Consider the following 22,238-nt stretch of genomic DNA (forward strand, 5'->3'; position numbering starts at 1 on the left):
CGGCCTCTTTATTGCGGGCTGTGTTCAAGAGATGGGGCGTCTGCCTGTCGGGCGGCTCTCCTCCCGGCAGCTTGCTTACTCTTCAGCCTCGAAGATCGCGGTTTCAAGCGTGCCGTCAGCGTCCATCATGCCGCGATACATGCCGGCGGAATTGAAGACGTAGGCATACTCACCTTCGCCGCCCATAACGATGACGCCGCCATCTCCGCCGAGGTCGGCGACCTGGCCAAGCGTATTGTCGGCGGCGGTCTCGATGTCTTCGCCAGCGAGTTCAACGCGCGCGCAGATTGTCTTGGCGACGCCGACACGGATGAAGTATTCGCCGTGACCGGTGGCAGAGACGGCGCAGACGCCGTTCCGGGCATAGGTCGCCGCGCCGATGAGGGGCGAATCGCCAATGCGGCCATGCATTTTAGCCGTCATACCGCCTGTCGTGGTGGCCGCGGCAAGATTGCCGTTCTGGTCAATGGCGACAGCCCCGACAGTGCCGTGCCGGTCCGCATCGGTGCGTTCCTGTGTGTCGAGCACACGCTCCAGCGCTTCGCGGCGGCGGTCAGTGGTGAAATAGGAATTCTCGACCATGTCGAGGCCGACCGATTCAGCAAAGCTGTCGGCGCCTTCACCTGCGAACATGACGTGTTCTGACTGGTCCATCACAGCGCGGGCGGCAAGGATCGGGTTCTTAACGCGGGTGACGCCTGCGACGGAGCCCGCATCACGCTGGCTGCCCTCCATTATCGAGGCATCAAGCTCATGCATGCGGTCGGCGGTCATGACGGCGCCGAAGCCCGCATTGAAGAGCGGGTCGTCTTCCATCGTCAAGACAGCCGCCTGGACAGCGTCGAGCGAGCTACCGCCGCTTGAGAGCACATCAGCGCCCGCACGAAGCGAGGTTTCGAGCGCGGTGATGTAGGCTGCCTCCTGCTCATCGGAGAGGTTCTCACGCAGAATGACCCCTGCCCCGCCATGGATCACGATCCGCCAGTCTGGGCGCTCAGCTGCAGCCATTTCGGTCTCCGTATCTGCTGACGGGGTGGCCTCCGTCGCCGCTTCGGAATCTGCTTCTGCCGCGGCATTCAGCTCTGACTGTTCTGGCGCTTCGGGCGCACAGGCGACAAGTGTGAGACCAAGACAAAAGCTGGCGGCGGCGCGGTACATGGCAATTCCTCGCTGAAACTGGGGGCGTTCTCCGGTCGCCAATGTGCAAGCTTCGGGCTGCCATTGGCAAGGGCAGCCCCCAAGGGCTCGACCTATTCGCGCGGCCGAGAACCGGACCGGCCGTGGAGGCCGCCCGGCCGGTTCGCCTTGCGAAGCAGGTAAAAGAGAATGCCGATGTCAAAGATTACGAAGGCAGCGATGCCAACGAAAATCAGCCAGTTCATCCTCTCACCTCATACTCAGGATAGATCTGCGAGCTGGTCGCGCGCCGAGCGGAGCTTGGCAAGCGTCGCCGTCCACTCTGTGATCCGTTCGCGGTTCTCTTCGACGATCTCTGGCGGGGCCTTCGAGACGAAGTTCTGATTAGAGAGTTTCTTTTCGGTACCCTCAATATCCTTGGAGAGTTTCGTCATTTCCTTGTCGAGGCGCGCGACCTCATCTGACAGGGTGATGAACTCCTGCACTTCAAGCGCGATGGTCTCTTCGCCGGACGCAATGGTGACCGCCCCGGCTGGCTTTTCAGCGGCGATGTCGAAGGCAGACAGGCGGGCGAGTTGCCGGATCGGCGTCTCGTTTTCCTTGGCCCAGCCCTTCACCTTGTCGGAGGCGCCGATGAGCGAGGCGGCGACTTGCGCCCCAGCCGGCACGTTGAGGACGGCCCGCGTCGAGCGGATCTCTGACACGGTATCGAGGACCCATTGAAGCTCCGCCTCGGCATCGCTGTCGGCCCAGGCGTCCGCAAAGGCAGGCCAGTCCTGAACCATGAGGAAGTCACCGCGCTTGCGGCCTTCCTGCTCTGTCTGGGCCCAGAGGGCTTCAGTGACGAACGGCGTGAAGGGGTGAAGCAGCTTCAGCGTCTGGTCGATGACCCAGCCGCAGGCCTTGCGGGTTTCCGCCTTCGCCGCCTCATCTTCGCCATTCATGACCGGCTTGATGAGTTCGATGTACCAGTCGCAGAGCACGTTCCAGATGAACTGGTAAAGCGCCTCGGCGGCTTCATTGAACTTGTAGGCTTCGAGCGCGGTCGTGACGGCCGTAGCCGCCTTGCCGAGCTCTGCTGCGATCCAGCGATTGAGCGGCAGTTTGAGATCGCCGGGCTTGAGGTCGTGGCCAAACTCGCACTGGTTCATCTCTGCGAAACGGGCCGCGTTCCAGAGCTTGGTTGTGAAGTTCCGATAGCCTTCAACCGCCTGCGGCGAGAGGCGGATATTTCGCCCCTGCGCTGCCTGACGGGCGAAGGTGAAGCGCAGCGCATCCGCGCCGTACTGATCAATCAGCTCCAGCGGGTCCATGGCATTGCCCTTGGACTTCGACATCTTCTGGCCCTTCTCGTCGAGGACGAGGGCGTGGATGTAGACATCGTGGAACGGGATTTCGCCGTCCATGAAATGGATGCCCATCATCATCATCCGGGCGACCCAGAAGAAGATGATGTCGTGCGCGGTGATGAGCACGCTGGTCGGATAATAGGTTTTCAGGTCGTCCGTATTCCCTGGCCAGCCCTGGGTGGAGAAGGGCCAAAGCGCGGAGGAGAACCATGTGTCGAGGACGTCTTCGTCCTGCCAAATTGGTACTTTTGATACGCCATGTTCTTGCTGCATTAGCAGATGAAATGCTTCCTGCTCATCTGCAACGAGGACAATTTCCTGTGCTTGCGAGTATTCGCCGCGAGCCTTTTCCAAAACTTCCTGTTCAGAGAGCCCTGAGAATATTCTGTGCTGTTCGACATCATACGTCGCCGCAAGTGCGGAATCCCCCTCGCCGAGCGAGAAACCGTACCAAACTGGGATACGGTGTCCCCACCAGAGCTGGCGCGAAATGCACCATGGCTGGATGTTTTCCATCCAGTTGTAATAGGTCTTGGTCCAGTTCTCGGGCACGAATTTGGTGCGGCCTTTACGGACGGCGGCGATGGCAGGCTTGGCCAGTTCTTCAGCGTTCACATACCACTGGTCGGTCAGCCACGGTTCGATGACAGTGCCAGACCGGTCGCCAAAGGGCTGTTCGACCTTCTTCTTTTCGACCTCAACCAAGAGACCGAGCCGCTCAAAGTCTGCCTCAATTTTCTTGCGAGCTTCATAACGGTCCAATCCAGCATAGCCATCGGGCGCATTATAGCTTCGCTTGAACTTAATTTTGTTAGTTTTCTCGAAGACTTCAAACTGAGCCTTCACGGCCGCGTTCTTGTCGAAAATATTTAAAAGTTGAAGCCCTGCCCGCTCGCCGACCTGGAAGTCGTTGAAGTCATGCGCAGGCGTGATCTTCACAGCGCCGGAGCCCTTTTCAGGGTCGGCATGCTCATCCGCGACGATCGGGATGCGCCGGTTCACGATGGGCAGGTCGACGAATTTGCCGACGAGGCCCTTATAGCGCTCATCATCGGGGTGAACGGCAACGCCTGTGTCACCCAGCATAGTTTCCGGGCGCGTGGTCGCGACGACGATATAATCGCGCGTCTCGGTGCCGGCCGGATTGCCGTCCTCGTCCTTGATGGGGTGCTCATACGTGACGCCATCGGCGAGCGGATAGCGAAGGTGCCAGAAGGCGCCCTGCACTTCTTTCTGCTCGACTTCGAGGTCTGAAATGGCGGTCTGGAAGTGCGGGTCCCAGTTCACCAGACGCTTGTCGCGATAGATGAGCCCCTGATTGTAGAGGTCGACGAAGACCTTGCGGACAGCTTCCTGCATCTGGTCGTCGGGATTGTCCCGGTCGCCCATGGTGAAGCGCTCATTCTCCCAGTCGCAGGAGGCGCCGAGGCGTTTCAGCTGCTGGATGATCTGGCCGCCGGACTTCTCTTTCCACTCCCAGACGCGGTCGACAAAGGCTTCGCGGCCAAGGCTGGTGCGGCTTTCATTGCCCGCTTCTGCCAGCTGGCGCTCAACCACCATCTGCGTCGCGATACCGGCATGGTCGGTGCCCGGCTGCCAGCGGACATTCTTGCCGCGCATGCGCTCAAACCGGATCAGGATGTCCTGAAGCGTATTGTTGAGCGCGTGGCCCATATGCAGGACGCCGGTGACGTTTGGCGGCGGGATGACAACCGAATAGGCCTGCGCACTCGTGTCGCCGGAGGGGCGGAAGCAGCCCGCCTCTTCCCAGCGCTCATAGATGCGCCCCTCGGCGCTCTTGGGATCGAAGCGTTGGTCAAGCATTTTGTCGGTCCATAGTCGGGGTCAGAAAACACAAAAGAAAAGGCGCGCCGGTTGGGGCGCGCCTCGTCTCTATATCAGGGTGTGAACGAGGGTCTAGCGCGCCATGCGGGCGATGCGCTGTACTTCTTCCTCGACCTTGCGCTCAACAATCGTTGGCAGGTTGGCGTCGAGCCATTCCTTGATCATCGGGCGCAGAAGCTCACGCATCAGGCCGTCGAGCGTGTTCGGGTTGGCTTCTTCCTCTGCAGAGCGCTTGACCATGAGCTTGCCAAGCGCGGTCGCAGCCGCACCAGCAATACGCTCATCGGTAAGCGCGTCGCCACCCGTTGAGTCTGACGAAGTTGGCTGTTCGGTCATCTGAGGCTCCGGCTCTGGTTGTGGCGGGCTGAAATCAGCAATGGCGGGTTCTGTCTCGGGCTCCACCTCGACAGGCGGTGCGGCGTCATAGCTGGCGGTGAATTCGGCAGCTTCCGGCTCTGGCGTGTAGCCCTGGTCGGCTGGTTCCGGCTGTGGCGCAACGCCTTCAAGTGGCGCGGCAGCCTCAAACGAGTTGTCGTCAAAGCTCTCTTCCGTCGACCAGCCGCCGTCATCATCGCTCGAAAGCTCATGACCGCTATCTTCACGGGCATATGTAGAGCTATCCGCTTCGGTCTGCGGCGCCGCCAGTTCCTGAGGCGACCAGGTGGCACCAGGCGACCTGGCGGCTTCCTCAAAGGCGGGCGCATCGACAGATGGCTTTTCGTCAAAGGTCTCGAGACCAAAATCTTCCAGATCGTCGTCTTCAGCTTCGAAAGGCTGCGGCGCATCCGGCGCAAAATCGGCCTCGCTCGACGTGCCGACTTCGGCCGACAGGTCTTCGAACATGTCGTCATCAGCGTCTGAAAGAAGGCTGCCCGACGCGTCCTGACTTTCCATCAGGTCGAAGTCAGCATCGCCGTGCGCTTTCTCCTGCTGGGCGAAAAAGTCGTCCTCAGGATTGTTGACCTCATCCGACTCGGTTTCGGCCACGACGTCGTCCAGCGAAAGGTCGCCAAAATCATCGTCTTCTGAAAGGTTTACATCGACCGAGCGGGATGCCTGCGGTGCGTCCTCGCTACCTGTCGACGAAGTAGGACCATCGTCGGCAATAATCTTGCGGATGGACGCAAGAATTTCCTCCATCGTCGGCTCGGATTGCGCTTTGTCAGCCATTTTCAGCTCCCGCAGAAAAGAATTTATGCCCTGATCCGGCTATACTGCGCCAGTTAACATGATGTTATGACGGATTCGAAGGCGAATACACCGGTCAAGCGAACTTTCGTATCAGTTCTTAACCATGCTGAAGGCCAAGACGGGTGGGTGTCAAATCCCCCATCGCGGCGAGAAGCGCATGCGCGGCGACATAGCGGTCGCGTTCGGCTGTTACACGCGAGAGGCGTGCCTCCAGAAGTTGTTGCTCCTGATCGAGCACATCGAGCGTGGTGCGCACGCCGACGCTGAGTTCTTCCTGCGCGCCTTCATAGGCCAGTTCTGCCGCTTCGACCTGACGTGCGGACGCATCGACCGCGCGGTCGGCCGCCTGAAAACTGTACCAGGCGCGGGCGACCTGCGTGCGAACGATGCGTTCACTCAGCGCGATCTGACTGTTCGCCTGACGCCGTGCGATCTGGGCCTCGCGGACAAGCGAGGTGTTCAGCCCGCCAGTAAACAATGGCACGCTGGCCTGCGCGCCGGCGACGATGCTCGAATCGGTGAACCCGTCCGTGTGGTATTCCTGAACGCCGGCCTGCGCGATGACAGAAACTTCGGGCTTCAGCGCGCCGCGCGCGACTTCGATGCCCTGCCTCGCTGCCTGTTCGCCGAGGCGCGCGGCTTCGATATCGGGATTGGCGTTGAGCGCGCGGGCGAGCGCGGCTTCGAATGTCTCCGGCAGCTCTGGCAGTGGTGGCACGGGCGCCAGCGTCTCCGAAGCCTCAAGTCCGGTGAGCAGCGCATATTGGGCAAGCGTGCCCTCAAGGTCCGCCTGCGCAGACGCCAGTGCCGCACGGCCGCCCTCCAGCCGGGCGCGGGCGAGCGATACATCGGTCCGGGTCGTGTCACCGACCTCAAACCGGTCAGAAGCCGCGGTGAACTGGCCTTCCAGAAGCCGGATACTGTTCTGCCGGATGGCAATGACCTCTCGCGCACGGATGATATCCACATAGGCGATCAGCGTATCGAGAAGGATGGACTGCCCGGTCGACTCAAGTTGCGCAAGGGCAGCTAGCGCTCCTGTCTCGGCCTGCGCGATCCCGGCGTTCAGACGACCGCCAGTATAGACTGGAAGACGCGCCTCAAGCTGCGCCGAGGCGACGGGGCGGTCGCCGAGATTGAACGCAAACGGGCGGTTCGAATCGATCGATTCGTAGACATAACTACCGAAGACTGTGACACGCGGCTTCCGCTGTGCGCGGGCCTGCTCGATCCGCTCACTCGCGATTTCGGTGGAGTCGCGTTCGGCCTCCAGCGCCGGATTGTTCAGCCAGGCCGCTGACAAGGCATCCTGAAGCGTTTCTGCGCCGGCCGGCAATGCAGCGATCACCAGTCCGGATACCAGTAGTGACGCCGTTTTTCTTATGCGACGCATCGGTCGTGCCCTCCCTCGGCAGGGATGACCCTATACGTCTTTTCAGAAAAAGTGAACAGTGTTCACTTCCTGAGCGACGTTCGCCCAAGGGAAGCCGAGCACTGGTCGGATCCGTGTTTTCGGGGCGCTAGAAAACGAAGCTTTTCGGCTTTTCGAAACCCGGAAGGCGCGGCGGGCAGCAGTCAAAGACCTCGCGGAAAGAGACGGTTTCACCTGCCTTCGTCCAGATGCGCGCGCGGCCAAGGTCACGGCCAGCCAGGACCGGCGCGCCGAGACGGCCACCTTCCGCGAGCTGGTTGAACCAGGCTTCCGGGGCCTGCTCGATCAAACCGCAGACGAGGATGATGTCGAATGGTGCCTGGTCGGCAAGACCATCACGAAGATTGCCCTGAACCGCGACGGCGCGGTCATAATCAAGGCTGGCGAGCCGCGATGTCAGCTCATCGACAAGTGTTTCGTCCTCTTCGAGCGCGATCACGGTCTCGCAAAGATGGGAGAGAATGGCCGTTTCATAGCCTGCGCCTGCGCCAATCACGAGCGCAATGTCATTCGGCTGCGGATCGAGCGAACGGATCATCTTGCCGATGTCACGAGGGGTCCAGAGCGAACGGCCTTCACTCGTCTCGATCTCATACTCAGCATAGGCAATTGCCTGCTCACTCTTGGGTACGAAAGCTTCGCGCGGCGTCCGCAGAAAGGCAGAGACGACCTCGGGGTCCGTCACATCATTCGGGCGGATCTGTGAATCCACCATGATCCGGCGCATCTTCGCAAAGTCCATTGGCGCAACCTTTCAGGCAATAAGTGCTGCTTGCAGTCGCCTTATCTTAGCCCACACAAAGGTGCAACGGCGGGCCGATGTGCGAAACGCCGCAATCGCACATTGCAAGCAACCCGGAGCGCTGCTATTCGACGCTCCTTCTCTCGGCACGGCCCTGTGGCGGAGTGGTGACGCAGCGGATTGCAAATCCGTGTACGCCGGTTCGATTCCGGCCGGGGCCTCCAGGGAATTTCCCGCTTCAATTGATCCAGCGCAGCGCCCGCTGCAGCAGCCGGATTGTGCTGGAGTGCAGCGTGTCGCCAATTTCCTTCGGCGCCTTTCCGGCACATGCCCGTGCATACGTGCCTTCGAGGATGATGCCGAGCTTGTAGCAGGCCAGCACACCGTACCAATGGATATGGGACAGATCTCGGTCTGATTGCGCAGCGTAATGGGCGATGAGTTCGTCTGCCGTTGGAAAGCCGTCCCAAGGCTGCACAGTTACGGTTCCACCTTCTGCGAGGTCCGCCTCATCCGGCCAGGTCGCCATAAGCCAGCCAAGATCGAGCAGTGGGTCGCCAATCGTGGTCAGTTCCCAGTCGACGATGGCGGCGAGTTCAGGACGGTCATAGCGGTACATGACATTGTTGAGGTGGTAGTCGCCGTGGATGATGCCGGGCCGGAATGTGCTGGGCCGGTTCGCCTCCAGCCAGTCGCCGACGCGGTTGACGCCTTCTATATCCTTGCGACCATCCCATTCGGGGATCTCAGCATAGCTCTCAAGTTGAGACTTCCAGCGACTGACCTGACGCTCAAGATAATTATACGGTTTACCGAGGCCAGTAAGGCCGACCGCTTCATAATCGATCGCGCCGAGCGCAGCGATTCCATCGACAAGTGAGAGCCCCATCTGGTGGCGAAGGTCCGAGGAGCTGACAAAAGGCTCTGGCAGGCCTTGTGATGGAGCGTAACCGTCGACCGGCTCCATTAGGTAGAACGCAGCGCCGAGCACATTCTCATCACCGCAGGCCGCAATGAGCCCGGGATGTGGAACACCAGAATCAGCAATTGCTGCGAGGACGCGCGCCTCACGCCGCATCGTCTCATTGGAGTTACCACGCAGTGACAGCGGCGGACGGCGAAGGACATAGGTGCGCCCTGCCCTGTCGAACTTCAGCAGGATATTCTGTGTGCCACCGGTGAGACGTGTGGCATTCTCTATGGGGCCAGTTCCAAGTGACTGCTCATCCATCCATGATCTCAGCCGTTCAAGGTCTACGCCTGTGTCCATATTGCCTCTCCTTCAGCCGTTTACCTCTTAGCGCTGACGGTCAGAAATACGAATGACAAGCCTTCCCCATGGTACGGTAGCTGTGAGACCGGCAGCCGTCCTCTCTCTGTCCCGGCCCCGTAACGTGGCGGCATGATTGACTGACCCGTCCGCATGGCTCTCATTTCTGTCCATAAGCAAATCAGCGTGCGCCAAAGCCGCGGCCAGAAAGGGACGGAAAACACCGATGAATCTCGATTTTTCAGATGAACAGAAACAGTTGCGCGACCAGGTTCGCCGCTTCCTGAAGGAGAATTGCCCACCGGCAGCGGTTCGCGCGATCCTGGAAGGCGCTGACCAGTATGACGCCAAGCTGTATCAGGGGCTGGCCGACCTTGGAGTACTCGGTGCGGCGATCCCGGAGGAATATGGCGGCGTCGGCCTAGGCCATCTGGAGCTTTGCGTCGTTGCAGAAGAGCTTGGCCGCGTCCTCGCACCGGTGCCTGTCGCATCGACAGTCTATCTTGGCGCTGAATGCCTGATGCAGGCCGGCAGCGAAGAGCAGAAGCAAGCATGGCTGCCAAAGATCTCTGCCGGCGAGGCGATTGGCTGCTGGGCCATCAATGAAGGTAGCGGCCGGATGCAACCCTCGAAAGTCGCCCTGACCTTCGATGGCAAGACAGTGTCCGGCACCAAGGCGCCGATCACTGATGGCGGGATCGCGGACTTCGCGATCCTTCTGGCCAAGGAAGGCAGCGACCTGTCGCTGTGCCTCGTCGACCTGTCCGGCAGCGGTGTCAGCCGTAAAACACTCGATTCGATTGACCCGACCCGCGGACAGGTAAAACTCACTTTCGAAGGTACGCCTGCGACCCGTATCGGCAGCGCTGGTGATGGCTGGCATATCGCGACGCAGATTATGGACCGGGCCGCGATCCTGATCGGCTTTGAACAGCTAGGCGGCGCAGACCGCGCGCTGGAGATGGGACGTGACTATGCGCTGGAACGTATGGCGTTCGGCCGCCAAATCGGCTCATTCCAGGCGGTGAAGCACATCCTGGCAGACATGTATGTGTCGGTCACGCTGGCGCGATCAAATTGCTACTATGGCGCATGGGCGCTGTCCTCCAGTGCGGCTGAGCTACCGATTGCGGCGGCAACCGCTCGCGTTTCGGCAACGAATGCGTTCCAGCACTGCGCCAAGAACAACATCCAGGTCCATGGCGGCATGGGCTTCACCTGGGCGTTCGACTGTCACCTCTATTACCGCCGCTCCAATGCACTGGCCCTGACCATCGGCTCGCTCTCCACCTGGGAGAGCCTGCTTATCGAACGGATGAGCGCCGGAAACGTCGAAGCGGCCGCCTAGAAGGGAAGGAAAAAGACAATGGATTTCAACGATACACCGCAAGAAGCTGAATTTCGCAAAGAGGTCCGCAGCTGGCTCGGCGCGAATGCTCCAAAGCACCTCGAAGCCGAACTGAAGCGCGCAAGCTTCGGCTCTAACGGCCTCGAGAGCGAAGACCCCATCAAGGCGTCCAAGGCATGGCAAAAGAAGAAGGCCGAGGCCGGATGGGCCTGCCTGCACTGGCCAAAGGAATATGGCGGCGGCGCACGCTCTGCCATGGAGCGCGTGATCTGGAGCCAGGAAGAAGGCCCTTACGCCGTGCTCTCAGGCCTGTTCACGATTGGCCACGGCATGTGCGGCCCGACCGTGATGGAGTGGGCCAATGAAGAGTGGAAAGAACGCCTGCTACCTCCGCTCGCAAGCGGCGAGGAAGTCTGGTGCCAGCTCTTTTCTGAGCCTGCCAGCGGCTCTGACCTTGCAGGCCTTCGCACCAAGGCGGTGAAAGCCGATGATGGCTCAGGTGACTGGATCATCAATGGCCAGAAGATCTGGACCAGCGGCGCGCAGAACTCCGACTGGGGTCTTCTCATCACCCGTACCGACCCGGACGTGCCAAAGCACAAGGGCCTCACCATGTTCTTCCTGCGCATGGACAGCCCGGGCGTGAAGGTCGTGCCGATCAAACAGGCGAACGGCGCCTCGGGCTTCAACGAGGTCTATTTCGACGATGTCCGAATTCCTGACGATCAGCGCCTGGGCGATGTCGGTCAGGGCTGGAAGGTCTCGCTCACCACGCTGATGAATGAGCGCCTGTCCATCGGCTCTGGCATGTCGACCGGCTTTCCGGAGCTGTTCAAGTTCTGCATGGACATGGACATCGACGGCGAAGCAGCGACAGCCGATTCAGGCGTACGCTCCAAGCTCGCCCAGTTCGCGGTTAAGCAGTCCGGCCTGAAGTATACCGGCATGCGGGCGATCTCGGCGCTCTCCAAAGGTGAGACGCCGGGACCGGAGAACTCCATCGGCAAGCTGGTGGCGGGTGCCACCATGCAGGAACTCGCCATGTATGCGCTCGACCTTCAAGGCGAAGCTGGCGTCGTCTGGAATGAGGACAGCCCGCAGAATGGCCGCTTCCAGGCCATGCTGATGCGCTCCCCGGCTACCCGGATCGAAGGCGGCTCTGACGAGATCCTTCGCAACATCATTGGCGAACGCGTGCTTGGCCTGCCGGGCGATATCCGCGTCGACAAGGACGTTCCGTTCAAGGAAATCCCGACAACCGGAAAGGCAAAAGCATGAGCTATCCCTTGCCAAACAATTCGACCGACCTTTCCGGACAGGTTGCGCTGGTCACCGGCGCCTCCTCCGGCCTCGGTCTTCGCTTTGCCAAGGTTCTCGCAAGTCAGGGCGCCAAGGTCGCGATCGCGGCCCGGCGGCTGGATCGGCTGGAAGCGCTGGCAAAGGAGATCGAGGACGCAGGCGGCACCGCCCTGCCCGTCCAGATGGACGCAACCGATGCCGACCAGATGGTTGCCGCTGTCGCCAAGGCTGAAGAGGCGCTCGGCACGGTCACCATCCTTGTCAACAATGCCGGCATCCCGGACGCCCAGCGTGCCCACAAGATGGATATCGAGCTGATCGACCGCGTGCTGGACATCAATGTCCGCGCCCCCTTCGTTCTCAGCTGTGAAGTGGCTCGCCGCCTCATGGCTGCGGACAAGCCGGGGCGGATCGTCAACATCGCTTCAGCCGCGGCCTACCATTATGCTGGTAACGGCGCGGCGCTCTATTCAGTGTCGAAATCTGCTGTCGTGCGGATTACCGAAACGCTGTCGGTGGAGTGGAGCCGCAACCATATCAACGTCAACGCTATCGCCCCGGGCGCTTTCGAGTCCGAGATGATGGACGGCATGCTGGAGCGGATGGGCGACATTGCCCAGCACTTCCCGCGAAAGCGGATCGGCAATCCGGCCCAGCTGGACGCTGCGCTGCTGTTCCTGGTCGGCCCGTCCTCAGATGCTGTCACAGGCACCTGTATCCGCGTCGATGACGGCCAGGGCTCACGCTAGCCGCAAGGGAGAAAGTCCATGTACGATTACAAGACGATCAGCGTCGAGGTTCGCGGGGGCGTGCACTATCTGACGCTCAACCGACCGGACATGCTGAACGCCATCAACACCGAGATGGTAGGTGAGCTCTCTGAATATTTTGGTGGCCTGTTTCACAATCGCGATTGCCGCATTGTCGTGATGAAGGGGGCCGGGCGCGCATTCTGCGCCGGTCTCGACATCAAGGCGCGCGGCGAGAATGAAACGCCCTTCGGCGGCGGGTTCGGCTTTCAGGGCTACCTCGCGGACGTCTACATCAAGATGCGTCGTTGTCCGCAGCCAATTATCTCGCTGGTTCAGGGCGCAGCCTGCGGCGGCGGGTTTGCGTTCGCGCTCGCCTCCGACATTCGCATTGGCGGTGAAAGCATGAAAATGAACGCCGCTTTCATCAAGCTTGGCCTGTCGGCTTGCGATATGGGTGTCAGCTATTTCCTGCCGCGCCTTGTCGGCGTGTCGATTGCGTCAGAACTGATGATGACGGGCCGGTTCATCCATGCAGACCGCGCGCTTGCTGTCGGCCTCGTGAACCAGATCGTGCCGGATGCCGAGCTCGATTCGGCTGGCGAGGTTTTCATCGAAGAGATGCTGGCCACCTCCCCCATGGGCCTCCGCCTCACCAAGGAAGGGCTCAACATGGCGGTCGATGCTGCCAGCCTTGAGGCCGCCATGGCGATCGAGAACCGCAATCAGGTCCTCTGCGCAGGCACGGAAGACGTTAAGGAAGGCATGCAGGCCTTCATCGAGAAGCGGAAGCCTGTCTACAAGGACGCCTAGCAAAAACCCACTGCAGACGGGGTTTTTCGATGGTCACTGGCCTATTGTGAATCCCAGCGGGATTTTCGTTAATCCTTTTACGACGCATTAACCATTCCGACTCATATCTACACTCGTCTTCTTTGGAGACACCCACCATCACCCAACGCCTCGGCGGGAGATTTTCAGTCTCCCGCCCTTTTTTTGTCAGACGCTGCAGCAGGGTGTTTGACACGCGCGTTTGCTCTGGTATTGGAGCCGTCTCGCAAGTGATCCGCGATAGCTCAGTTGGTAGAGCAGGCGACTGTTAATCGCCCGGTCGTAGGTTCGAGTCCTACTCGCGGAGCCACTTCCCCCCTGACAATGAAGTTGATGTTGATACAACGCCCCTCAGGGCTTGCAGGCGCTGACGCCAAGCACCGGTATGACTGTGCGCCAGCCTTCTTCGGCGGTAATGGTCAGGCGCCCATCATCGATGCGTTGGCCACCCTGCAGCTCTTCGCCAGGTTCAAATGTGACGAGCACCTGCTGGCCCGACGGCGTGAGGAAGACCTGCTCGGTCATGAACTGCCCAAAAATGCCACCGCGATTCGCTGTCTGGACAGCATCGACGGTTTCATCGGCGATGATCATGCGTGCCTGACCGCTGGCGGCGCGCTGGAAGAAGATGAGCCGATCAGGCTGCGTCTTGCTCCAGAGGAAGAGACCACACTCATCACGTGCAAGCGTCTGCGCCTGAAGACCTGACTGGGGAATGACACTGACAGCAGGGGCGAGCCCCTGGGCGGCGAGTGCTGCGTCAGCGGCGGAGCGTTCCACGCGAGGCTGTTCTTCTACAGCGGCGCTGGTCTGCGGCGCGCCGAGGCTCTCGCAAGCGGCAAGCGCGGCCAGACCTGCGATGGAGGATACGATTCGTTTCATTGTGTCCCCTGCCCCGATGCGCCCGTTTCGCGAATGAAGGTCCAGACGCCGTCGCGGCGATTGAAGCCTGCACTGGCGAGCAGCGATTCGATCTCCTCATCATTTGTGTTGGCGACGATCCTGATTTCAGATCGCCCGTAAAGCGTTGCTTCAGCAGCGACGGCCACGGTGTCGCCAGTCGGCCCAGACCCGTTCATGTCGATGCTGAATGCACCGTCGACGCAGTCCAGCGTGCCTGACAGGTCGGAGAACTCACGGCCGAACTGCTCAGCCGCGATGGAAAGTGTGTCGGAGCTCAGTCGCCCGGTTGCCGAGGTACATTGGTTGCCTTCGATACGCAGTGCGCCCTGAGAGAGACGAAACACACCGCCGACCGCGCGTACTTCCGGAGACAGGCTCTCCATCGCTGAAATGCGCTGCTCGATACGCAGATTGGAGGCGCTGATCATGTCACCACTCATGCCGACCGTACCGGCGCCGCGCCCGCCTGCCCCGCCCCACTGGAAGTCGACCTTCGGCTGAAGGATGATGAGTGACATCGGCCTGAGCGCGACATCGATATCGCCGACCGGCTGGCCGTTGAGATAGACACCCATGATCCGGCCATTCCAGATGGTTCCCTCAGACTGGGTCCAGTTCACGCCCATCGCATTCAAGGGGAGCTGGCGAAGCGCAAAGCCGAGAGGAATTTGTGACACGCCCGCGCAGATGAGCGCGACAAGTGCTGCAATGATCAGGAATATCCGCATGTCTGTTCAGCCTCCTGCCACGACGTCGATTGTCGCGCGCACCCGATCATTGGAAGACTGGTCGATACTCATTCGATCTATCCGTCCGCCAAGACGGTTTTCCACCTCGTTCATCCAGTAATATAGCTGGCGCGCATCCGCTTGTTCGAAGACAAGCGAGAAACGTCCTGCCTCGCCGCCCTGAAGGCGCGAGATCGCGAGGCCAGCGCCCTGGGCGGCGCGCGTGACTTCGGTCTTGAAAGCGTCGCCGGTATAAGGTGCGCGCCCGGCAGACGTGACGCCGGCAGAAAGAGGCATCTGGGCCCGCTGGATAGCGAGCAGACGTTCTATCTGAGCCAGGTCAAATGCCGCCCGCTCTCGTTCGAGGCGCGCGTCTGCGCGCGCTGTGACGAGCGGCGACACAATTCCGTACCAGAGAATCAGGATTGCAAGCAGAGCGCCTGCCGCGCCGATCAGCACCTGTTCGCGAAGCGTGAGGCCGGTCCACCAGTTCCTCATGAGCTTGCCCCTTCAATCGTCAGCTCCGCCAGAACCTGGTCCCCCGTCTGACGGGCCTGTCCGAGCGTGACGCCAAGCCCTGCCGCCTCAAGCTGCGCGGCAATGGCATCGGCCTCTGCATAATTACCGATCAGCACAAGCGCAGTGAGCTGGCCGGTCGCCGCATCATAGCGCAACGTGCGGATCTCAGCGCCGTCTGCAGCGGCCAGTGCCTGATAAAGCGCAGCCGATGCGATGGTCGGGCGCACGGCCGACGTGCCGATGCGCTGCGTCTGGCGAAGCTGGGTCAGCGCAGGGTCTATATTTCCGTTGGCCGAAGGCACCGCTGTAGAGATCAGGTTCACAGTCTGCGTGCGCAGGGCCTCTGCCTGATCCCGGTACGCGGCCGTTTCAAGGCCGACGCTGGCAAGCCAGAGAATTGCCGCTGCGGCGGCGAGGAGGCCAGCAAAGCGCCAGCGGCCAATGCCTTCCAGTCCCATACCCCGGCGCCGGGCATAGGCGCCCTGGCGAAGCGAAATGATGGAGGCTGGCTCGGCATTTTCATACACGCTGGCCAGCGCCTTGATGTAATCCTCGCCCGAAAGCGCACCTTCTCCCGCTGGCGGGATGCCGAGCCGCCGCCCGAGCGATGCGCCGTACACCCTGTCCGGTGCCGGATGGATCAGGCGAAGGACATCATCTGCTATCGCCGTATCGACGGCAAAACTCCGGCCGTCGCGGCGAAGAAGTATCTCCGCCACCCCTTCAAAGGCATCGGCCTCGTCCGGCATGAGGCTGTGGGCACACACGAGATCGCAGTTGCCCAGTTGATGCGCCGACAGCCATGCCATCCAGCCAGCCATGTCAGCGGCAGATGTAACTAGCACCTCGCGGTTACCTTCCGCGCTGGGACGGCCAAGCGCAATATGGAGCCGGTCAACAGGCTCTGCCACATCGTCCTCGACTGCGAAGAGCGCGGCCTGACGCACTTCGGCGGGACGTGTGGCCGCAATCTGGACTGCATGACGTGTGACCGCCGTGCCCGGGACTATGGCCACGGGGAAAAGGTCATTGGCGTCTTCAGGGTGTGCATCTGAAAAGCGCCATATACCGTTCGTATGCCACCCGAAAAGCGGCGCATCGGCCTCAGAGGCTGGAAGAAGGATGTAGAGATTGGCCACGGTCTATCCTTTACGCTCCCGCCATACCGTTTCGATGCGCTGCGCGCCATTGCGTCGATACATGATCTCAACTGTGCGGCGTGTGTTCGCAAAATCGATCGCGGCTTGCACCCGGACGTATTCAGTCTGCACAGACAGTAATTCGCTTCGGCGCAGGTCGGGTGAAATCTGGCGGATTGCAGGCTCCGTGAGAAACGTCTCGACATCTGGCCACCCACCGACCGGCCGCTGAAAGATGAGGTCACCCGCAGCCTCGACACTGAGGGCACCAGAAAAGGCAAGCGAAAGAAGCGGCGCCTGTGCAACTGTCAGCGTGTTGATGTTGAGCGTTTGCTCCTCGGATTCAGGCAGGGCGCAGACCAGCGGCTCAAGCGCGTCCATGACGTCCGGTGTGTAGTAGCGGACAGCGCGCAGCTCTGAGGCATCAATCATCGGCAGGCCGGGCGTGCGATACTGGAGGCCAGACGAGGCGTAATAAGCGTTCTCTGCCCCATTCAGCCCGGGCGACTGGTCCACGTCAATCCAGTCCGCCGCACTATAGACAAGACCCGTCAGATTCTGATCGCCAATTTCGGCGAGCTTGAGCAGGCTTTCAAAGTCCTCCGCTGCATTCGGTCCCGATACGCCAACGGCGTTTTCGTCTGACCGGGCGGGCGTTATACTGAGGCGGTTCACGTTGAAGCAATTAGCGCCATCGCTCGCGCGCATCGTGATCTCGCCACCCTCTATCGGAAAGCGGACTGGTTCTGCAAAGCCCGGCATGTCCACCGACAGGCGCCCTTCGCCTGCAGTGAACATCTCTTCGATAAGCGCACGACCCACTTCCTCTGAGGCGAGCGCCAGCCAGTCAGCCTGGCTTGCTGCATCGACTGTCCGCGCCCTTGTGGTTGCGGACATGACGGCGGCGCTGAGTGTTACGGCGACAGCCGACATGGCCGCGACGATCATCAGCACCGTTACAAGGGCGACACCCTGTTCAGATTTCTTCCGAGGCTGCTTCATTTGCTCACCCCGCCTGCGAGGCTGGAAATGAGAAGTGAGCGCTGGTCGTCGAAACGGATTTCCATGTCGACCCGGTCTGGAAGGCCAGCGCTCGTACCACCCGCCCCGCTCTCCCAATAAAGCGACATCTCATTGCCGCGCCAGAAAAGGAGGTTCACGCTTTCGATGCCAGTCAGCAGGACCCGACGGACGGTGGGCGTCGCCTCAATCGGATCTGGGCGTAGCGCAGCGATGCGGACAAGGTCGCCGTCTGGGGTCAATTCATAACGGATGTATTGAAGGCCAGAGCGCGCCTCGGCCTGTTCAGGATTGATCCAGCCATTGCGAACAAAGCTGATCAGCGCGTCCGTCTGGGAGGTGTCGCCGCCCGTGAGACCCATGGGCCCTCCCCGACCGCTTGCGCTCTCGGCTGCGCGGGGTGTCGCCGCTTCAATATCACCGCGAATGTACGCCTGCGCCATGTCGAGTGAGCGGATATAGGCTTCGCGGTCGCGGACCTGCTTGCCCGCACTTGTCGCGCCAAGAAGCATGCTGCCGCCCGCCACCGCCATGATTGACAGGATCAGCAGCGCCACCAGCGTTTCGACCAGCGTGAAGCCTGACTGAGGAGAATGTGAATCGCGCCTCATTCGCCCTCCTCTCCATCCGGAGATTCGCTTGCTGAGGTCGTTGCAGGAACCGATTTTAGCGTCATGAGCCGGGCGAGGATCTGGTCGCGCCCTTCTTCCCTGACATTGACCTCATAGCGGAACAGGGTCGGCCGATCGGTTGGATAGACGGTAAGGTCCCATTCAAAAGGCCGTCCCATCTGAGTCTCACTACCTTCAAAGAGGCCAAGCTCTATCGGCTCACGGCTGGATATCGCCCGTGTCAGGGCGTTCTCCGCGGTGGTGCGGGCGAGCAGACGCGCTTCCAGACGGCCCGTGTTCTGCACGGCGTTTGTGGCAAGCTGCATCAAAGGGATCGCCGCGAGGGACAGGATGCCAAGAGCGGCCACGGTCTCTACAAGACTGAAGCCCCGTTGTTGTTTCGGTTGAAGGCTAGAGGCCTGCATTATCGGCGACCTCTCCATCGGTATTGAGCGCAATACGCTCCGACCAGCCCCGCCAGCTGACCGACAGGGTAATCGGTTCTGCACGCCCTAGCGGGTTGAAGACGATGCGTGCCGGGGCGTCCCGGCCTTTACGGCGTTGGTCTTCGGGAGGCAGGATTTCGACTTCCACATCCGCTGGCAGGCGAAGCAGACCGCCCTGAAGAGGAAGCCACTCTTCACCGGTCCAGCTGAGCAGTTCGAAACCTGCTTCGGTCTGCTGCAGCCCGATGACCTCTCCGGTCAGCACGGCGCGGTCCTGGGCCAGTCCGAGGGCAGTTTCCACCTGCCGAAGCATACGCGCCTCAGCCGTCTCACGCGGGGGGAGCGTGATCACGGCAACCGTTGTCGCAAGGCCGATGATGAAGACAACCATCATCACCTCAACCAGCGTCATCCCGGCGTCGCGCCGGGCCAGGTGATTGTGCGGCGCCAGCAAGCGCTAGCTCCAGTTTCCAATATCTGCGTCCTCGTCCTCGCCGCCTTCCTGACCGTCTGCGCCAAGCGAATAAAGATCATAGGCGCGGCCAGACTTTTCACCTGGACGCTCATAGACAAAGGGGCGGCCCCAGGGGTCGAGCGGGACGGAATTTATGTAGCCTCCTGAGCGGTAAGTGCCCGCCGTGCTTGCGCCGTCCGGCTCGTTCACGAGAGCGTCCAAACCCTGCTGCTGCGTCGGGTAATCATACATGTCGAGGCTGTATTGCTCGAGCGCATTGGTAAGCGCAGTGACGTTTGTGCGCGCAGTTTTCACCTGCGCATCAGTGCGTGCGCCGAGGACGTTGAACAGCACTACAGATGACAGAAGGCCGATGATGAAGACGACGACCATGATTTCGGTCAGCGTGAAGCCGGCCTCTTTCGACTTTGGCTTGAGGGGTGCCTGACGGTGTTTTCTCGCGAACATGAGTTTTGTCTCCGTTGGCGCTAGCCGATGGCCAGCTGGTTGATCTGAAGGATGGGCAGCATGATGGACAGGACGATCAGCGCGACGATGCCGGCGAGGATCACGATCATGATCGGTTCCAGCAGGCCAAGTGCGACGGTCGAGGCATTGTCGAACTCGTCTTCTAGGTAATCAGCAGCCCGTTCCATCATGCCGGCAAGATCGCCGCCGCGTTCACCGCTGGCGACCATGTGCAGGAGGATGGGCGGGAAGACCCGCTCAGCGCGCATGGCGCGGGCAAGGCCTGTGCCCTCCTCTACGCGGCGTCTTACCGAAAGGGTCGCCTTCCGGAACACGGCGTTCGACATCGCACCGCGCGCCGCACTTAGACAGTCCGGCACAGGAGATCCAGATGCCGAAAGCGTCGCAAAAGTACGGGCGAAGGCGGCTGCCGACACACCGCGCGAGAGCCGCCCGACGATAGGCAAGGATAGAATGAACCTGTCGCGCGCTTCGGCCACGTTTGGCTGGCGAAAGAGACGACGCAGACCCCATATACCAGCAACCAATAGAAGCAGAACGACGATCCCCCACCGGCGCAGGAAGTTCGAAACTGCGATCACAGCCTCGGTCAGCCACGGAAGGTCCTGCCCCAGCGTGTCGAACTGCTCGACAATGGCAGGCACAACGAAGACCATGAGCAAGGTCACGACGATCAGCGCGATGACACCAAGAACAATCGGATAAATCAACGCCGACAGGATCTTGTTGCGCATCTTGCGCGACTTTTCGAGGTGAACGGCAAGGCGCTCAAGCACTTCATCGAGACGGCCTGAAGACTGTCCGGCGGAAACGACAGCCCGGTAGAAATTCGGGAAAGCCTTCGGTGCTGTGTTGAGCGCTTCGGAAACGGAGTGACCGTCGGTGATCGAGGATCTCACACCGACAAACACCTTGCGGGTGGCGGGCTTCTCGGCCTCGGCAGCGACGGAGCCGATCGCTTCCTCAACCGGCGTCCCAGCCTTCACAAGTAGCGCCAACTGGCGCGTCGCCACAACAAGGTCACTGCCAGCCAGTTTCTGGTCATGACCGGTCGCAGAGGTGCCTTCGCGGACCTTCCGGCTTTCAGCGATGGAGAGCGGCGAAAGCTGGCGAAGGCGCAGTTCCTTGCGGGCCGCGCGGGCCGAGTCGGCCGTGATGACGCCGCGCGTCTTCTTTCCGTCCGTGCCGATCGCCTGATAGTCGAAGACTGCCATGATCAGGCGTCCTCATCCTTGCGGCAGACCCGCAGGACTTCTTCGACGCTGGTCTGACCGGTCGTGACATAGCGCGCGGCGTTCCGGAACAACGTATCGTGATCGGCAAATGCACGCGCTTCCAAATCGTCCTCGGACACGTCCTCGCGGATGAGGCGGCGCATCTCCTGATCGACCAGCAGCAGTTCGTAAACACCGAGGCGTCCCTGATAGCCTGTCTGGGCGCAGGCCATGCAGCCGCTCGGGCGGTAGAAAGTGTGCGCCTCGTCCTCCGGGATGGCGAACATGGCTTTTTCTTCTGGTGTCGCCTCATGCGGTGTCTTGCAGGTATCGCACAGCTTGCGCACGAGCCGCTGGGCCAGGACGGCCCGCATTGTGGCCGCCAGGACGTAAGGCTCAATGCCCATGTCTCGCAGGCGCTGGATCGCGCCGACCGACGAGTTGGTGTGGACGGTCGAGAGGACCGGGCGGCCCGTGGACGAGAATTCGAACGCGACCTTGGCGGTCTCAAGGTCGCGAACCTCCCCCACCATGACAACGTCCGGGTCATGACGAAGGATTGCCCGCAGCGTCGCCGCGAAGGTCAGGCCCACCTTGTGGTGCATCTGTGTCTGGCTGATGCCGTCCAGACCATACTCGATCGGGTCTTCCAGCGTCATGACGTTGCGCTGGCCGTTGTTGAGTACCGACAAGGCCGAATAGAGCGTGCTTGTCTTGCCGGACCCGGTCGGCCCGGTGACAAGCGTGATGCCGTTCGGCTGAGCGAGGACAGTCCGAAAACGAGCAAGCGTGTCGGGATCCATGCCAAGCTCATCAAGGCCCAGCAGTGCGTTGCGCGTATCCAGAAGCCGCATCGTGACCCGCTCACCATAGCGCGATGGCAGCGTGGAGACGCGCACGTCGATGGACCGCCCACCAATGGACAGCGAGATACGGCCATCCTGCGGGATGCGTTTCTCTGCAATATCGAGACGGGCCATGACTTTCACACGGCTCGTCAGCGGTGCGGCCAGTTTGCGTGACGGGGTGAGTACTTCCTGCAGGACGCCATCGATGCGGTAGCGCACCGAGAGATTGTCCTCATGAGGTTCAATATGGACGTCGGATGCACGGCGTTTGACGGCCTCGTAAATGAGACCGTTGATGAGCCGCACGACGGGCGCGTCATCATCGCCGTCGAGCAGGTCCGCCGTCTGCGGAATATCATCGATAAGGGAATGGAGGTCGCCATGATTGTCCATGGCGTCGGCTTCCTCAGTTTCGATTGCGCTGCGAGCATAGGCCTCCGAGAGCTCGCGCTCGAAACGCCCCGCATCGAGAGAGGTGAAACGCAGCGGACGACCGAGCGCACGGCGCGCCTCGATGATCGCCATAGGGTCAGCGCCCGCGCGCACGCCAAGGCTGATCTCGCCATCCTCTTCGCCCATAACCACGAGGCCTTTGTCCTTTGCAAAGGCATAGGTCAGGCTTCGGGTTTCGGTCGCAGTATCGCTCATCTCTACTCAATCTGCTGGCTACAGCC

Annotated in this window: 22 protein-coding genes and 2 tRNA genes; 6 read left to right on the forward strand and 18 right to left on the reverse strand. The window is 61.0% G+C overall.

The genetic code is table 11. The annotated features are described in order from the left end of the window. Positions 1-75: 75 nt before the first annotated feature. From O4G74_RS07010 to O4G74_RS07035, 6 genes are all read right to left on the reverse strand, one after another. Positions 76-1,158 (reverse strand): isoaspartyl peptidase/L-asparaginase family protein, encoded by a 1,083-nt coding sequence (locus O4G74_RS07010; RefSeq protein WP_269401925.1) that lies wholly within the window; start codon positions 1,156-1,158, stop codon positions 76-78. A gap of 92 nt (positions 1,159-1,250) precedes the next feature. Beyond that, the gene (locus O4G74_RS07015) at positions 1,251-1,382 is read right to left on the reverse strand and encodes a hypothetical protein (RefSeq protein WP_269401926.1); all 132 of its coding nucleotides are present in this window, start codon (positions 1,380-1,382) and stop codon (positions 1,251-1,253) included. Positions 1,383-1,397: 15 nt separating this feature from the next. Next, complete coding sequence (locus O4G74_RS07020; protein WP_269401927.1) at positions 1,398-4,310, reverse strand: valine--tRNA ligase; 2,913 nt, start codon at positions 4,308-4,310, stop codon at positions 1,398-1,400. Positions 4,311-4,403: 93 nt separating this feature from the next. Continuing rightward, complete coding sequence (locus O4G74_RS07025; RefSeq protein WP_269401928.1) at positions 4,404-5,501, reverse strand: DUF2497 domain-containing protein; 1,098 nt, start codon at positions 5,499-5,501, stop codon at positions 4,404-4,406. Between the two features lie 118 nt (positions 5,502-5,619). Beyond that, positions 5,620-6,915 (reverse strand): TolC family outer membrane protein, encoded by a 1,296-nt coding sequence (locus O4G74_RS07030; RefSeq protein WP_269401929.1) that lies wholly within the window; start codon positions 6,913-6,915, stop codon positions 5,620-5,622. 127 nt (positions 6,916-7,042) lie between these two features. After that, positions 7,043-7,696, reverse strand: a complete 654-nt coding sequence (locus O4G74_RS07035) for a protein-L-isoaspartate O-methyltransferase family protein (protein WP_269401930.1) — start codon at positions 7,694-7,696, stop codon at positions 7,043-7,045. 150 nt (positions 7,697-7,846) lie between these two features. Here O4G74_RS07035 and O4G74_RS07040 point away from each other — a divergent pair. Next, positions 7,847-7,920: transfer RNA gene (locus O4G74_RS07040), tRNA-Cys, on the forward strand. A gap of 14 nt (positions 7,921-7,934) precedes the next feature. Here O4G74_RS07040 and O4G74_RS07045 read toward each other — a convergent pair. Further along, positions 7,935-8,966 (reverse strand): phosphotransferase family protein, encoded by a 1,032-nt coding sequence (locus O4G74_RS07045; RefSeq protein WP_269401931.1) that lies wholly within the window; start codon positions 8,964-8,966, stop codon positions 7,935-7,937. 226 nt (positions 8,967-9,192) lie between these two features. On the opposite strand from O4G74_RS07045, the gene O4G74_RS07050 reads away from it, so the two are divergent. From O4G74_RS07050 to O4G74_RS07070, 5 genes are all read left to right on the forward strand, one after another. Next, complete coding sequence (locus tag O4G74_RS07050; RefSeq protein WP_269401932.1) at positions 9,193-10,314, forward strand: acyl-CoA dehydrogenase family protein; 1,122 nt, start codon at positions 9,193-9,195, stop codon at positions 10,312-10,314. Positions 10,315-10,332: 18 nt separating this feature from the next. Next, entirely contained in the window at positions 10,333-11,592 is a 1,260-nt protein-coding gene (locus tag O4G74_RS07055; protein WP_269401933.1) for an acyl-CoA dehydrogenase family protein, read from the forward strand. Further along, complete coding sequence (locus tag O4G74_RS07060) at positions 11,589-12,362, forward strand: SDR family NAD(P)-dependent oxidoreductase (protein ID WP_269401934.1); 774 nt, start codon at positions 11,589-11,591, stop codon at positions 12,360-12,362. The genes O4G74_RS07055 and O4G74_RS07060 overlap by 4 nt, the downstream gene beginning before the upstream one ends. Before the next feature lie 18 nt (positions 12,363-12,380). Continuing rightward, positions 12,381-13,175, forward strand: a complete 795-nt coding sequence (locus O4G74_RS07065) for an enoyl-CoA hydratase/isomerase family protein (protein WP_269401935.1) — start codon at positions 12,381-12,383, stop codon at positions 13,173-13,175. 252 nt (positions 13,176-13,427) lie between these two features. Continuing rightward, positions 13,428-13,503: transfer RNA gene (locus O4G74_RS07070), tRNA-Asn, on the forward strand. A 41-nt stretch (positions 13,504-13,544) separates the two neighbouring features. Here O4G74_RS07070 and O4G74_RS07075 read toward each other — a convergent pair. The 11 genes from O4G74_RS07075 to gspE are packed head-to-tail and all read right to left on the reverse strand — an operon-like array spanning position 13,545 to position 22,212. After that, complete coding sequence (locus O4G74_RS07075) at positions 13,545-14,075, reverse strand: hypothetical protein (RefSeq protein ID WP_269401936.1); 531 nt, start codon at positions 14,073-14,075, stop codon at positions 13,545-13,547. Further along, entirely contained in the window at positions 14,072-14,824 is a 753-nt protein-coding gene (gene gspN / locus O4G74_RS07080; protein WP_269401937.1) for a type II secretion system protein N, read from the reverse strand. Before gspN ends, O4G74_RS07075 begins: the two co-directional genes overlap by 4 nt. 6 nt (positions 14,825-14,830) lie before the next feature. Beyond that, positions 14,831-15,322 (reverse strand): type II secretion system protein GspM, encoded by a 492-nt coding sequence (gene gspM, locus O4G74_RS07085; RefSeq protein ID WP_269401938.1) that lies wholly within the window; start codon positions 15,320-15,322, stop codon positions 14,831-14,833. Next, on the reverse strand, positions 15,319-16,482 hold the full coding sequence (gene gspL / locus O4G74_RS07090) for a type II secretion system protein GspL (protein WP_269401939.1): 1,164 nt from the start codon (positions 16,480-16,482) through the stop codon (positions 15,319-15,321). The genes gspM and gspL overlap by 4 nt, the downstream gene beginning before the upstream one ends. 3 nt (positions 16,483-16,485) lie before the next feature. Then, a complete protein-coding gene (gene gspK / locus O4G74_RS07095; protein WP_269401940.1) occupies positions 16,486-17,484 on the reverse strand; it encodes a type II secretion system minor pseudopilin GspK in 999 nt (332 codons plus the stop codon). Next, positions 17,481-18,113, reverse strand: a complete 633-nt coding sequence (gene gspJ, locus O4G74_RS07100; RefSeq protein WP_269401941.1) for a type II secretion system minor pseudopilin GspJ — start codon at positions 18,111-18,113, stop codon at positions 17,481-17,483. Before gspJ ends, gspK begins: the two co-directional genes overlap by 4 nt. Beyond that, positions 18,110-18,556 carry a type II secretion system minor pseudopilin GspI gene (gene gspI / locus O4G74_RS07105; RefSeq protein ID WP_331283521.1) on the reverse strand — a complete coding sequence of 149 codons (447 nt, stop codon included), beginning with the start codon at positions 18,554-18,556 and terminating at the stop codon, positions 18,110-18,112. The genes gspJ and gspI overlap by 4 nt, the downstream gene beginning before the upstream one ends. Continuing rightward, the gene (locus O4G74_RS07110) at positions 18,525-19,013 is read right to left on the reverse strand and encodes a GspH/FimT family pseudopilin (protein ID WP_269401943.1); all 489 of its coding nucleotides are present in this window, start codon (positions 19,011-19,013) and stop codon (positions 18,525-18,527) included. The genes gspI and O4G74_RS07110 overlap by 32 nt, the downstream gene beginning before the upstream one ends. A gap of 3 nt (positions 19,014-19,016) precedes the next feature. Further along, the gene (gspG, locus tag O4G74_RS07115; RefSeq protein WP_269401944.1) at positions 19,017-19,481 is read right to left on the reverse strand and encodes a type II secretion system major pseudopilin GspG; all 465 of its coding nucleotides are present in this window, start codon (positions 19,479-19,481) and stop codon (positions 19,017-19,019) included. A gap of 20 nt (positions 19,482-19,501) precedes the next feature. After that, a complete protein-coding gene (gene gspF, locus O4G74_RS07120; protein ID WP_269401945.1) occupies positions 19,502-20,716 on the reverse strand; it encodes a type II secretion system inner membrane protein GspF in 1,215 nt (404 codons plus the stop codon). Positions 20,717-20,718: 2 nt separating this feature from the next. Next, positions 20,719-22,212 (reverse strand): type II secretion system ATPase GspE, encoded by a 1,494-nt coding sequence (gene gspE / locus O4G74_RS07125; RefSeq protein ID WP_269401946.1) that lies wholly within the window; start codon positions 22,210-22,212, stop codon positions 20,719-20,721. Between the last annotated feature and the right edge of the window lie 26 nt (positions 22,213-22,238).

The organism is Henriciella marina, assembly GCF_027213945.1.
Classification (GTDB): Bacteria; Pseudomonadota; Alphaproteobacteria; order Caulobacterales; family Hyphomonadaceae; genus Henriciella; species Henriciella marina_A.

Bases quoted from the DNA above. Each gene is read 5' to 3' on its own strand.
- O4G74_RS07020 (WP_269401927.1), bottom strand. From the start codon at position 4,310: ATGCTTGACCAACGCTTCGATCCCAAGAGCGCCGAGGGGCGCATCTAT.
- O4G74_RS07060 (WP_269401934.1), top strand. From the start codon at position 11,589: ATGAGCTATCCCTTGCCAAACAATTCGACCGACCTTTCCGGACAGGTT.
- O4G74_RS07010 (WP_269401925.1), bottom strand. From the start codon at position 1,158: ATGTACCGCGCCGCCGCCAGCTTTTGTCTTGGTCTCACACTTGTCGCC.
- O4G74_RS07045 (WP_269401931.1), bottom strand. From the start codon at position 8,966: ATGGACACAGGCGTAGACCTTGAACGGCTGAGATCATGGATGGATGAG.
- gspK (WP_269401940.1), bottom strand. From the start codon at position 17,484: ATGAAGCAGCCTCGGAAGAAATCTGAACAGGGTGTCGCCCTTGTAACG.
- O4G74_RS07035 (WP_269401930.1), bottom strand. From the start codon at position 7,696: ATGGACTTTGCGAAGATGCGCCGGATCATGGTGGATTCACAGATCCGC.
- O4G74_RS07075 (WP_269401936.1), bottom strand. From the start codon at position 14,075: ATGAAACGAATCGTATCCTCCATCGCAGGTCTGGCCGCGCTTGCCGCT.
- gspM (WP_269401938.1), bottom strand. From the start codon at position 15,322: ATGAGGAACTGGTGGACCGGCCTCACGCTTCGCGAACAGGTGCTGATC.
- gspN (WP_269401937.1), bottom strand. From the start codon at position 14,824: ATGCGGATATTCCTGATCATTGCAGCACTTGTCGCGCTCATCTGCGCG.
- O4G74_RS07050 (WP_269401932.1), top strand. From the start codon at position 9,193: ATGAATCTCGATTTTTCAGATGAACAGAAACAGTTGCGCGACCAGGTT.
- O4G74_RS07065 (WP_269401935.1), top strand. From the start codon at position 12,381: ATGTACGATTACAAGACGATCAGCGTCGAGGTTCGCGGGGGCGTGCAC.
- O4G74_RS07015 (WP_269401926.1), bottom strand. From the start codon at position 1,382: ATGAACTGGCTGATTTTCGTTGGCATCGCTGCCTTCGTAATCTTTGAC.
- gspE (WP_269401946.1), bottom strand. From the start codon at position 22,212: ATGAGCGATACTGCGACCGAAACCCGAAGCCTGACCTATGCCTTTGCA.
- O4G74_RS07025 (WP_269401928.1), bottom strand. From the start codon at position 5,501: ATGGCTGACAAAGCGCAATCCGAGCCGACGATGGAGGAAATTCTTGCG.
- gspG (WP_269401944.1), bottom strand. From the start codon at position 19,481: ATGTTCGCGAGAAAACACCGTCAGGCACCCCTCAAGCCAAAGTCGAAA.
- gspI (WP_331283521.1), bottom strand. From the start codon at position 18,556: ATGGAGAGGTCGCCGATAATGCAGGCCTCTAGCCTTCAACCGAAACAA.
- O4G74_RS07030 (WP_269401929.1), bottom strand. From the start codon at position 6,915: ATGCGTCGCATAAGAAAAACGGCGTCACTACTGGTATCCGGACTGGTG.
- gspJ (WP_269401941.1), bottom strand. From the start codon at position 18,113: ATGAGGCGCGATTCACATTCTCCTCAGTCAGGCTTCACGCTGGTCGAA.
- gspF (WP_269401945.1), bottom strand. From the start codon at position 20,716: ATGGCAGTCTTCGACTATCAGGCGATCGGCACGGACGGAAAGAAGACG.
- O4G74_RS07055 (WP_269401933.1), top strand. From the start codon at position 10,333: ATGGATTTCAACGATACACCGCAAGAAGCTGAATTTCGCAAAGAGGTC.